10 protein-coding genes are annotated in these 11328 nt (G+C 45.1%); 8 read left to right on the top strand and 2 right to left on the bottom strand.

Annotation, left to right across the window (positions count from 1 at the left end; translation table 11 throughout):
• The 3 genes from hutU to AACR09_RS05240 all read left to right on the top strand — a co-directional run.
• Positions 1–852: urocanate hydratase (gene hutU / locus AACR09_RS05250; protein ID WP_228010934.1), on the top strand; the 852-nt coding region annotated here is incomplete at its 5' end.
• 14 nt (positions 853–866) lie between these two features.
• On the top strand, positions 867–2399 hold the full coding sequence (gene hutH / locus AACR09_RS05245; RefSeq protein ID WP_086049202.1) for a histidine ammonia-lyase: 1533 nt from the start codon (positions 867–869) through the stop codon (positions 2397–2399).
• A 226-nt stretch (positions 2400–2625) separates the two neighbouring features.
• Positions 2626–3351, top strand: coding sequence for a DUF3581 domain-containing protein (locus tag AACR09_RS05240; RefSeq protein ID WP_017063595.1), 726 nt, complete (start codon positions 2626–2628; stop codon positions 3349–3351).
• A gap of 141 nt (positions 3352–3492) precedes the next feature.
• Here AACR09_RS05240 and AACR09_RS05235 read toward each other — a convergent pair whose 3' ends face one another.
• Positions 3493–3954, bottom strand: coding sequence for a methyltransferase family protein (locus tag AACR09_RS05235; RefSeq protein ID WP_193836110.1), 462 nt, complete (start codon positions 3952–3954; stop codon positions 3493–3495).
• 66 nt (positions 3955–4020) lie between these two features.
• A complete protein-coding gene (gene ydiJ / locus AACR09_RS05230; RefSeq protein ID WP_193836109.1) occupies positions 4021–7056 on the bottom strand; it encodes a D-2-hydroxyglutarate dehydrogenase YdiJ in 3036 nt (1011 codons plus the stop codon).
• Between the two features lie 221 nt (positions 7057–7277).
• Between ydiJ and AACR09_RS05225 the strand changes: the two genes are divergently transcribed.
• The 5 genes from AACR09_RS05225 to AACR09_RS05205 all read left to right on the top strand — a co-directional run bounded on the left by AACR09_RS05225 (position 7278) and on the right by AACR09_RS05205 (position 11277).
• A complete protein-coding gene (locus tag AACR09_RS05225; RefSeq protein WP_004733423.1) occupies positions 7278–7961 on the top strand; it encodes a DUF3334 family protein in 684 nt (227 codons plus the stop codon).
• 209 nt (positions 7962–8170) lie between these two features.
• Complete coding sequence (locus AACR09_RS05220) at positions 8171–8860, top strand: DUF2786 domain-containing protein (protein ID WP_004733422.1); 690 nt, start codon at positions 8171–8173, stop codon at positions 8858–8860.
• Positions 8861–9002: 142 nt separating this feature from the next.
• Entirely contained in the window at positions 9003–9671 is a 669-nt protein-coding gene (locus AACR09_RS05215; RefSeq protein WP_004733421.1) for an OmpA family protein, read from the top strand.
• Between the two features lie 157 nt (positions 9672–9828).
• Positions 9829–10923 (top strand): tetratricopeptide repeat protein, encoded by a 1095-nt coding sequence (locus AACR09_RS05210; protein WP_193836107.1) that lies wholly within the window; start codon positions 9829–9831, stop codon positions 10921–10923.
• 165 nt (positions 10924–11088) lie between these two features.
• Positions 11089–11277, top strand: a complete 189-nt coding sequence (locus tag AACR09_RS05205; RefSeq protein ID WP_004733419.1) for a hypothetical protein — start codon at positions 11089–11091, stop codon at positions 11275–11277.
• The last annotated feature ends 51 nt before the right edge of the window (positions 11278–11328 follow it).

Here is an 11328-nt window from a genome sequence, read left to right as displayed (position 1 = left end):
ACGATGGAGAAAGCAGCACAAGAACGAACCATTGATGAAGCTAAAGTAGTGAAAGCCGCTAAGCAGTCCATGGCCATTCAAGTACAAGCTATGCTAGATCTTCAGTACCGTGGCGCTGCGACCGTAGATTACGGCAACAACATTCGCCAAATGGCACTTGAAGAAGGTGTGGAAAACGCATTTGATTTCCCAGGTTTCGTTCCTGCTTATATTCGTCCTTTATTCTGTGAAGGCATCGGTCCGTTCCGTTGGGCTGCCCTTTCTGGCGACCCAGAAGATATCTACAAAACAGACCAAAAAGTAAAAGAACTGATTCCAGATAACCCACATCTACACAACTGGCTAGATATGGCGCGTGAACGCATTCAGTTCCAAGGCTTACCCGCTCGTATTTGTTGGGTTGGTTTGAAAGATCGTGAACGTTTAGGCCAAGCATTCAATGAAATGGTTAAAAATGGCGAACTAAAAGCACCAGTTGTTATCGGTCGTGACCACCTAGATTCAGGCTCAGTAGCGAGCCCGAACCGCGAAACAGAAGGCATGATGGATGGATCAGATGCCGTATCAGATTGGCCTCTATTGAATGCCCTTCTAAATACTGCAGGTGGCGCAACATGGGTTTCTCTGCACCACGGTGGCGGCGTTGGCATGGGCTTCTCACAACACTCCGGAATGGTGATTTGTTGTGACGGCAGTGAAGATGCATCACAGCGCATTGCTCGTGTACTTCACAACGACCCAGCAACAGGCGTTATGCGTCATGCTGATGCGGGTTACGATATTGCCAAGCAGTGTGCTAAAGAGCAGAAGCTTGATTTACCTATGCTAAACGAAGAACTTCGTCGCCTTTAATTTCTGGAGAGAACATGTTGAATTTATTACTTAAGCCAGGACTTCTAGGCCTACCCGAACTGCGTAAGATTAGCCGTAGTCCTGTGAATTTATCACTCGACCCTGCTGCAATCCCAGATATTGAAGCGAGTATGCACGTTGTCGAACAAGTGATTGCTGAAGATCGCACTGTGTATGGCATCAACACGGGTTTTGGCTTATTAGCGAATACCAAAATCGCCCCTGAAGATCTCGAAGTACTGCAGAAAAGTATCGTACTTTCTCACGCGGCGGGCATTGGTAAATTCATGTCTGATGAGACTGTGCGTTTGATGATGGTGCTAAAGATTAACAGTTTGTCTCGTGGCTACTCGGGTATCCGACTCAAGGTCATCAATGCTCTTATCGATCTAGTTAACGCACAGGTTTATCCGTGTGTTCCACAAAAAGGATCTGTGGGTGCTTCTGGAGACCTCGCTCCCCTCGCCCACATGAGTACGGTACTTCTAGGTGAAGGCCAAGCACGTCACAACGGCAAGATCATCACTGGCTTAGAAGCAATGCAGATCGCTGGTTTGGAGCCAATCACGTTAGCGCCGAAAGAAGGCTTAGCTCTGTTAAACGGCACACAAGCATCGACAGCCTTTGCATTAGAAGGTCTGTTCGCAGCTGAAGACTTGTTTGCGTCTGCAACCGTGTGTGGCGCGATGTCTGTTGAAGCCGCGCTGGGTAGCCGTCGTCCGTTTGATCCGCGTATTCATCGCGTTCGTGGTCATCGTGGCCAGATGGATGCAGCACTTGCTTACCGCCATATGCTTGATCAAAAGAGTGAGATTGGTGAATCACACACTTGTTGTGAAAAGGTTCAAGACCCTTACTCACTGCGTTGTCAGCCTCAAGTGATGGGGGCGTGTTTACAGCAGATTCGTAATTCAGCAGAAACCTTAAACATTGAAGCAAATGCCGTATCCGACAACCCGCTAGTTTTCGCTGACGATGGCGACATCATTTCGGGCGGTAACTTCCACGCAGAACCTGTCGCAATGGCAGCCGATAACCTTGCACTAGCGATAGCTGAAATCGGTAGCTTGTCAGAGCGTAGAATGGCGTTGTTGATTGATAGTGCGCTAAGCAAACTTCCACCTTTCTTGGTCGACAACGGCGGCGTGAACTCGGGCTTTATGATTGCTCAAGTAACGTCGGCAGCACTGGCTAGTGAGAACAAAACATTGGCTCATCCTGCGTCAATAGACAGCCTTCCTACATCAGCAAACCAAGAAGATCACGTATCAATGGCTACCTTTGCCGCTCGTAGGCTTAGATACATGGCTGAAAACACCCGTGGGATATTGGCAGTAGAATATTTAGCAGCAGCACAAGGGCTAGACTTCCGTGCTCCGAATCTATCTTCTCCTCGTGTGGAAGAAGCAAAACAGATTTTGCGTGAGAAAGTCAGCTTCTACGACAAAGACAGATATTTTGCTCCGGATATTGAACAAGCGAACTTATTGCTCAAATTATCCGTTCATAATCACCTAATGCCAGAAGGCACTTTGAGTAGCTTTTAAAGCAAAAACATTCTAAACAACACCCATTAGAGTGTCATATAAACAAGGGCTATCGATTAGCCCTTGTTGCATTGAGCCAAAGGCCATATTTCCCTTCAAATCGTCACATACCATCCAACGTATTTATCTAATTGACTGATATATAAGCAAAGTTAACTGGATAGACCATTAGAACGAAGTTAGTTAGCTATAATCCACCCCAGATTTGATGACTAATAGCGATACTATGTTTCTGACACCTTACTTTTCTACCGAAGACAATCAATTTCAATTCACTCGTGAACAGGCTAGCCACTTTGCTAAAAAAGTAGCCGCTGACTTCAACCCAATTCACGATGAAGACAACAAGCGCTTCTGCGTGCCTGGCGACCTTTTGTTTGCAGTTCTTCTGCAGAAAGAAGGCATCAGCCAAAAAATGCGTTTTGATTTTTCAGGTATGGTGGGTAACGGTATTGCACTAAGCGTTGACAACAAGTGTGAGAAAGAAAGCTCACTGATTGACGAGAAAGGCAAAGAGTACCTACACATGTCTTGTGAAGGTGAAAAGAGCCACGACCAAGCATTCATCGAACACGTAGTAACAAACTACGTTAAGTTCTCTGGTATGAACTTCCCACACATCATGGTTCCTCTTATGGAAGAGCAACAGATGATGATCAACTGCCAACGCCCTCTTGTGATTTACGAGAGCATGGAAGTTGAATTTACTCGCCTAGACCTGTCTCACCCAGAAGTTGAATTCTCTGGTGCGACTTTTGATGTTGAAGGCAAACGTGGCATCGTGACTCTGAACTTCGATTTCAAAGAAGACGGCGAAGTAGTCGGTAAAGGCGTGAAACGCATGGTAGCAAGTGGCCTTAAGCCATACGACCAAGCTTCTGTCGACGACCTAGTAAACCGCTTCAACGAGCGTAAAGAGATGTTCCTAGCTCAGTTCGCAGCCGCTGCTTAATCAGCATCCTTATTTACACATCTCGATGTAAATAAGCTCTAGAATAAGATCAAAAAAGCCCAGCTTGATAATCTCAAGCTGGGCTTTTTTAGTACGATCCCTGACTACACGAAGACACTCAAGCCTGCACTCAAGTCAAAACTAGATCCAACGTCTAACCTTTTGTTTATAATCAACATATTCCGCACCGAATAATTGCTCTAGAGCTCGCTCTTCGGGTTTGATTTGGAAGTGATTCATGTAGATTACGAAGCCAAAGCTGAGTAGCACACTGAAGATATTCTGGAAGAAGTAGCCAAAGCAAAATAGCAGGATGAATAGCCCTAAATACATTGGATTTCGTGTATAGCCAAAGATTCCACTGTCCACCACTGCAGAAGCGGTTTCGACTTTGATCGGGTTAACGGTGGTTTTCTGTTTTCGGAATTCCCATATGCCTGATATTCCAATCACACCACTCAATATGATCCCGATGCCTAGCACAACCATTCCATAAGGTAGTGCCAGTGCCCCTTGGCTCAACTGCTGAGCGCAGAAGTATGATGCTACGAATACAATAATGAACAGTGCAACGGGTGGTACTTTTAATTCTAGAAATTTCATACTTTTCCTTATTAACATTCCTTTGTTAGTTTAGAAAAAAGCCCAGCAATTGCTGGGCTAAATGTATTAAAGAATTTTTGCTAGCGCCTGTAATGGGTGAGCAAGCTTCTCACCTTCAAAACGCTTCACTTGGCTACGGCAAGAGTAACCCGTCACCAAACAACGATCTTTTGGTAAGTCCTGCATTTGAGGTTTCCAGCTTAAACCGTATATGTCTTTCGACATTTGCAGTTTATCCACTTCATGGCCGAAAGTACCCGCCATACCACAACAGCCGACAGGAACGCTGGTTAACGCAGCACCAAAGTGTTTGAAGATAGCGCCCCACTCTTTTTCAGCGTTCGGCATCTTGGTCTTCTCTGTACAGTGAGCGAACAAGTACCACATCTCTTCACTTGCTGAGCGCGCTTCGAACTCACCTAACGATGGCATTAACCATTCATGCACGGTGAGCACATCAAAGTCGCCACGCTTGTCACCTAAGATCTCGACGTATTCATCGCGATAACAAAGTACCAGTGCAGGATCAACACCCACCAAAGGAATACCGATATCCGCCACCATCGACAAGAAATCCGATGTTGATTTCGCTTCATGCGCAAAGCGACTTAAGAAGCCTTTAATGTGCAGCGCTTTTCCATTGGGCTTAAACGGCAGCAGTACCGGAGTTTTGCCCAGTTTTTGAGCCAGAGTAACGAAGTCTTCAACTACCTCTGCATCATAAAAGCTAGTAAACGGGTCTTGAACGATAAGTACATGCTGTTTCTTCTGCTCAGAAGACAAGCCTTCTAAGTACTGTAAGTCGAAGAGTTGCAGTTCTTTACTCGCCAAACGATTTTTTAGCGTAGGCACCGACATCAGTGGTGCATCAACATAACCGACCGTTTTAGCCGTTGCGGTTTGTATCCACTTTTGACCCAATGCTGCGTTCACAACTTTCGGCGCTTTCGCCATCAGCGGCAGCATGGTTTCAATGTTAGCAACTAAATAGTCTTTTGCTGGGCGCTGATAACGCGAGTAATAGATGTTCAAGAATCGAGAACGGAAACTCGGCACATCGACTTTAATAGGACACTGGCTCGCACACGCTTTACATGCAAGACAACCGTTCATCGCTTCGTGAACTTCATGCGAGAAATCGTATTCATGGCGTTTGTTCATCGTGTTACGAACACGCTCAACCATGGTTTTAACCGGAGTATTGTCCTTCAGCGCTTCTTGCTCTAAATCGAGAATATCGACGCCTTGTTCCGTTAACTGACGCAACCACTCTCTTACCAAACCTGCGCGGCCTTTTGGCGAATGACGACGGTCTGCAGTGACTTTCATCGAAGGACACATTGGCGAGCTAGTATCGTAGTTGAAGCACAAGCCGTTACCATTACATTCCATGGCTTGTTTGAAGCTATCTCGAACTTGTACGTCGATCTGACGGTCATAGAAGCCACGCTTGGTATCGGTGACTTTCACCAACTCAGCATCGCTTTCTAACGGCGTACAGATCTTGCCTGGGTTCATCTTATTGTGCGGGTCGAACGCTGCTTTAACACGTCTTAATTCGGTAAACAGTTCCTCACCAAAGAAGTCTGGGCCATACTCAGAACGGAAACCTTTACCGTGCTCACCCCACATCAAGCCACCGTATTTCGCCACCAGCTTAACCACTTCATCAGAGACTTCGTGCATTAATGCTTCTTGCATCGGATCACACAGATCAAGTGCCGGACGAACATGCAGTACGCCCGCATCCACGTGACCAAACATGCCGTAGTTCAACTCTTTTGAATCGAGTAAGACTCTAAATTCAGAGATGAAGTCGGCCAAGTTTTCCGGTGGTACACAGGTATCTTCAGCAAAAGCGACCGGCTTAGCTCGGCCTTTCGCCGCACCCAATAAACCCACCGCTTTCTTACGCATGTTGTAGATTCGGCCAATGCTCGCCAAATCGCTGCATACTTGGAAGCCAATCACACCGGCTTCTTCGGTTTCAAGCATGCTTTCAAGCTGTGCCGTCAGTGCTTGAACTTGTTGTTCAACTTCCGCTTCATCTTGGCCTGCAAACTCAACCATGTTGATGCCAAGCATCTCTTTATTGGGAACATCCATAAGCAGGTCGCTCACGGTGTGCCAAACGATGTCTTGCTTCGCTAGGTTCAATACTCTTGAATCAACCGTCTCAACAGACAGTGCTTTCGCTTCTACCATAAACGGAGCATTGCGCAGCGCAGAATCGAACGTGTTGTATTTCACGTTAACCAGTGTGCGCGCTTTTGGAATCTTGGTTAGGTTTAACTTTGCTTCCGTGATGAAGGCTAATGAGCCCTCTGCACCACACAGGACGCGAGTCAGGTCGAAGCTGTCGTCTTGTTCGTTGATTGCGTTCTTTAGGTCGTAACCTGTTAAGAAGCGGTTCAATGGTGGGAATTTATTAAGAATTTGAGCGCGCTTGTCTCGACAAACTGCCTCAGTAACCGCAAGGGCATGGTGAGCAAATTCACCCTCAACTGGCAAGCCGTGTGATAAATCAGACTCTAAACAAGAACCATCCGCGAACACCGCTTGTAGCGACAACACATGGTCAGACGTTTTTCCGTACTTCAACGACCCTTGGCCCGAAGCATCGGTATTGATCATGCCACCTAAGGTTGCTCGGTTACTGGTAGAAAGGTCTGGAGAGAAAAAGTAACCGTAGGGGCGTACCGCATCATTCAATTGGTCTTTAACGACACCAGACTGAACTCTTACCCAGCCCTCTTTCTCGTTAATCTCAAGAACCTTATTCATGTGTCGTGAAAGGTCAACCACAACACCTTTTGTTAAGGATTGTCCGTTGGTTCCGGTACCGCCACCACGAGGGGAAAAGGTTACGCGTTCGTAAGCGGATTTAGCACCCACTTGACCGAGCAACACAACGTCTTGAGTTGTTTTAGGAAGGATGACCGCCTGCGGCAATTGCTGATAGACACTGTTATCAGTCGCCACAGCCAAACGGCTAGAATATTGAGATTCAATGTCGCCAGTAAAGCCCGCTGTTTTTAGTTCATCTAAAAAGCGTACGACTACTGGATCGACATCAGCATTAAGTTGAAGTCTTGGTAACATTTGCTTCCTGCCCCTACTTCGCTGATCCAATCAGCATTGGGTTATCTGAGATTTTTAATAATTTTCTTTGAATTTCGTCACTTTACTACTATTAAGATCATATAAAAAGGTGATCAAATCAGAATCTCAGTGCAAGAATGGAGAAATAGTCACTTTCGTCTTAATTCAGTCCAATATACTGAATAACATTTTGTTTAAGACATCTCCATGAGCACATCACAATGAAAAAAAACAAAACAGTCACAACTGAAGATATTCTTCTTAAGCTATGCCAATCAGTCTCAAGCGTACTCACTTCAGCGACGGCTTCTCAGGTGTCCTATTCAGCTATGGTTCAAAAGATCAACAAGACAAGTCTGAAGCCAGACTTTGGTTGTTTCGTCTTATTTGACGGTGGCTTTTCTGGCCTTGTTGTCATCAATTTTACGTCTAAAGCCGCGCTAGAGATCTATACCAATTACATGCGTAACATGGGCATGCCAGAAGATGAGCTGGCGGTACTGCACACGTCAGACGAAGTGGGCGATGTTTTGGGCGAGTTAATGAACCAGTTAGTTGGTGATTTCACCAATAAGATCCGTAAAGAACTGCAAACCAACATCACACAGAACCAACCGAAAATGCTGGCATTGAACAAGCAAGTAAACCTTTCTGTTGATACTAACCTCGATCGTCCACAAGCCCGTCGTGTGACCTTCTCGACTGCAAACAACAACATCTTCTACCTAGAGCTTGCAATGGATAAGACAGAATTCATCCAATTAGAAGAATTTGAGATCGCTGAAGACGAATGTCCAGACAGTATCCTTGAGGCTACTCAGAAAAAAATGCAGGAAGCGAATAAGCCCGCTCAAAGTTCAGGTAATGATTCTGCAGCCGATCTACTCGATGAACTTGGTATCTAGTTTGCTAATACTCTAGTTAATCCGGAAAATCGTGTCACTAACGCCATCAATACGCTTGATGGCGTTTTTGTATTACCCAGAAGCCGTCTCTTCCATCCTTCATAAATGGCTCCCCGCATAATAACAAATGACTTTTGACTTTGCTGTTACCTGCCAAAACATGTAAAATGTCGGACTTTTCAAAATTTGCGGTAATGATTAAGTAGTCGATGGATAAGAAAAAAGCCCTAAAGAAAATTGCCAAGTGCCTTGAGCTTGGAAATTCTGCGAACGTCAATGAAGCGGCCAATGCGATAAAAATGGCGCATAACTTGATGCTGAAATATGGTCTCGAGAAAGACGATATTGAATTTATCAAGATGGGAAAAACTCAGTCCAGTCATCTGTTACCTGCAAATATCAGCTCTACACTGCTGCGTGTTATTCGCGGTATTAACACCAAGTTTGGCGTAGAAGCCGTATTACTGAACCACAAAGGCCTTAAGCGTGTGGAGTTCATTGGTGAAGCTGATCGAGCGATCTTTGCTGCCTTTGCTTTCGATATTATTTATCGCGAATTGAACGAGCATACGGGTCAATTCAGAAACAGCTTTGCAGGATCTGGTACAGGAACTCTCGAAGTCACTCGTCGTGTGAATTCTTACGTCTCTGGTTGGGTAGAAGGTGCGCTTGAAAAGTTGCCAATCATTACCCCGGACGACGAGTCAAACAACAAAATCAATAACTACATTGATAAAGAATTTGAAAATATTGACCGTGAAACCTTCAAACAACAACTCAGAGAAGCGATGAAAAACCTCACCGCTGACTATGAAGTTGGTTTGAAGAAAGGTCGTAAGCTTTCAGTAAACCGCCCTGTTGGCGGAACTCAAGCAGCTAAAAAAATCACCAAATCGTAGAGCATGCCATTTAGCTAAATCATAATGCTTGCTCTTTACATTTCCTCAGCACATTGTTAAAACCATCAATAATACTTATAGGACTATATGTTTGTCATTCGCAATCCATGCGTTTGACAGAAGTACATGATGGAGAAATACGTTGAAAAAAATCACACTAGCCCTAGCGCTTACTGTCGCTCTAACGGGTTGTCAGGCAACTCAACGCCAAAATGCTACAACTGGCGAATCTGAGACTAACTCTGCAACTCAAGGCGCTCTAATTGGTGCAATCGCTGGTGCCGTTGCTGGTGCTGCTACTGGTGACGATTCTAAAGATCGCCGTAAACGTGCACTCATCGGTGCTGCCGGTGGCGCCGCCGTTGGTGGTGGTATTGGTTACTACTTCGACCAACAAGAAGCTGCACTTCGTGAAGAACTCATGAACTCTGGTGTTCAAGTTGAACGCGTTGGTGAGAACCAGCTTCTACTTCGCCTAGAAAACGGCATTGGTTTTGGTTCTGGCTCTTACGCTTTAGAGTCTAGTATTCACAACACACTACGTGGTGTGGCTCGTATCTTAGTTGAATACCCAGACACTAGCCTAGTGATCGACGGTCACACTGACAGCACTGGCAGCGAGTCGTCTAACCAAATCCTTTCTGAGCGTCGTGCTGAATCTGTTCGTGCATTCTTGATTTCTCAAGACGTTGCTGCAGGTCGTGCCATTGCTCGTGGTAACGGTGAACGTTACCCTCTATGTGACAACAACACCTCTCAAGGTCGTGCTTGTAACCGTCGCGTAGAAATTCAAATTTTGCCGCTTAAGTAGCACGGTTAAAGCCCAGTTACCTTTATCTATTGAATTAACCACTATATAGTTGCTTGTCATTCGTATCGCTTATTTTAAGCGTTACTACTTAACACTCAGGCGCATAGCGTATTCATCCAGATACATCGGAACTGGGCTTTTTTACGAGACTTATCTTTTGCTTATCCTATCCAACTTCTGGTCATCGTCATTTCTTAGGCCTCTATTTCTATCCCTCATCTTTTCCACGATACCGTTGTCCACTCCACATTTCGTTCACGCAGAAAGCAGTGATGAATTTTCATTAGCTCCACAATCTCAAGAGTCACAACCTCAAGACCCAATCTCTCAATATCAACTAGCTCAAGCTTATGAATCGGGTGTCGACGTCCCTTTGAGCACCAGCGATGCATTTTATTGGTACTCGCAATCAGCGGATAATGGCAATGCAAATGCGCAATTTAGGCTGGCTGAATTGTATTTATCAGGGACAGGTGTAGAGCAAAGCAATAAGCTAGCTTTAGAATGGTTTATCAAATCAGCATTGCAAGGTAACAAACGCGCCTCAGTTGAGGTCGCAAAGATCTATGAGTCCTCACTTGAGAAAGATCTACTCCAACCATTAGATGCAGCACAGCTATGGTATGAAGCGGCCCTAAAAGACAACCCTGATGCAGAAGATGGTTACAATCGCGTTCTCGAAGCCCAATTCAACCAACAACGCGCCAAGCAAATCTCTTCGATAGAGCAGCTCAATGACAACGTCAGTGCAGAAGCCAATACGAATCAACCAAGTACCTTCCCTTCGGCACTAACTTCTAGAGACCAAGCAACACGTTCTAACCTAACAAGCTCTGACTATATGAGCGGCGCAGTACTGGCCGTTTTAATTGCAATAGTGAGTATCAGCGCGACTCTGGTTGTATCGCGAAAGCGACAGATCCTGAAGTCTGGTGAGTTAAATCAGCAACAGCAGACACTTGAAGCGCAACTTAGCGCGAAAGACTTCACCATCAAACAGCAAAAGCGCCAACTTCAGACTATCTATAACGAACTGAAGAAGCAGAAAAACAACAAGAGCTTGAACAATTTTCAGGTAGCTTGTGCGCTATTTGGCTACACGCCTAGCTCAATTCCGGACCAGAAAAGCATCAAGATACGATACAAACAATTATCAAAGATCTACCATCCAGATGGTCACGGATGTGACGAAGAAATGAAACGTTTGAACAATGCGCTAAAAACCATTTTACAAAATGTTACAAAACCGTAAACAACTACACATATTAAATTTGCAAGGTCGCAAAGATATCGATTTTATTAGTGTTGCAATCGATCCCCCTCTCAAAAACGGGTAACAAACTATTAACTAATGGGTCTTACTTGTGTCATAATTTGCGCCGAAAATACACCTGACTTAAACAGGTGAGGAGAGAATATGTTCACAATAGAAGGCGTTTGTGATTGGTGCAAAAAGCCAAGCCTAGTTAAAAAGCACGACTACCTAGATGGTAAGTGTCATCATGCATGTAAAGAGTGCAATGATATTGCAACCATTGATGTTCGCCAGTTCAATATTGGTGAAATGGAAATGAGAGCAAAACTCTCCCAAGCGACATTGAGATAAGCAACACCGTTGAAATATAAGAAAGCGCCTAAGGCGCTTTTTTTGTGTCTG

Source organism: Vibrio sp. OPT20 (assembly GCF_963889365.1).
GTDB classification, from domain to species: Bacteria; Pseudomonadota; Gammaproteobacteria; order Enterobacterales; family Vibrionaceae; genus Vibrio; species Vibrio splendidus.
Note: the sequence above shows the minus strand (reverse complement) of the source record. Positions and strands in the feature narration are given on the sequence as shown.

Bases quoted from the DNA above. Each gene is read 5' to 3' on its own strand.
- AACR09_RS05205 (WP_004733419.1), top strand. From the start codon at position 11,089: ATGTTCACAATAGAAGGCGTTTGTGATTGGTGCAAAAAGCCAAGCCTA.
- hutH (WP_086049202.1), top strand. From the start codon at position 867: ATGTTGAATTTATTACTTAAGCCAGGACTTCTAGGCCTACCCGAACTG.
- ydiJ (WP_193836109.1), bottom strand. From the start codon at position 7,056: ATGTTACCAAGACTTCAACTTAATGCTGATGTCGATCCAGTAGTCGTA.
- AACR09_RS05225 (WP_004733423.1), top strand. From the start codon at position 7,278: ATGAAAAAAAACAAAACAGTCACAACTGAAGATATTCTTCTTAAGCTA.
- AACR09_RS05235 (WP_193836110.1), bottom strand. From the start codon at position 3,954: ATGAAATTTCTAGAATTAAAAGTACCACCCGTTGCACTGTTCATTATT.
- AACR09_RS05220 (WP_004733422.1), top strand. From the start codon at position 8,171: ATGGATAAGAAAAAAGCCCTAAAGAAAATTGCCAAGTGCCTTGAGCTT.
- AACR09_RS05240 (WP_017063595.1), top strand. From the start codon at position 2,626: ATGTTTCTGACACCTTACTTTTCTACCGAAGACAATCAATTTCAATTC.